Origin of the sequence: Pseudomonas sp. SIMBA_067, assembly GCF_046534675.1 — a bacterium.
Taxonomy (GTDB): Bacteria; Pseudomonadota; Gammaproteobacteria; order Pseudomonadales; family Pseudomonadaceae; genus Aquipseudomonas; species Aquipseudomonas putida.
The window spans coordinates 1-352 of the sequence record NZ_JAWRYH010000140.1; the positions used below are offsets into that span (position 1 = coordinate 1).

The following is a 352-nucleotide window of genomic DNA, read 5'->3' on the forward strand; positions in this document are numbered from 1 at the left end:
GGTTGAGCCAGCAATGGCGCCAGGCGCAACTCTGGCGGGCCCAGGTCATTGCCGTGACAGGCGAACAGGCCAGCCCACGGCATGCCGCTCAGGCCCTCAAGCGCCTGCGTGAAAGTGGGTTGCAACAGCAAGTGCGCACACGCCAGCTCGAAGACTTGCAGGCAACGTTGCAGGCGTGGCTGCGGGATCACCCCGGCTGGCGCCTGCAAGCCGTGCGCTTCGATGGCCAGCGCTGGCGCGTGCGGTTGGCGGGCGAGGGGGCCGCGCCACCTTGGCAAGACATGGCCAGCGCAGCTGGCGCCGCCGTGCAGGTGCTGAGTGGCGAAGTGATCTTCGACTTGGGAGCAGCCGT

The 352-nt window shown here is 68.5% G+C and carries 1 protein-coding gene; it reads left to right on the top strand.

Annotated features, from left to right (window positions below; translation table 11 throughout):
• Positions 1–352 (top strand): GspL/Epsl periplasmic domain-containing protein (locus SB765_RS28420; RefSeq protein ID WP_410932328.1); only part of this gene is annotated, 352 nt, incomplete at both ends.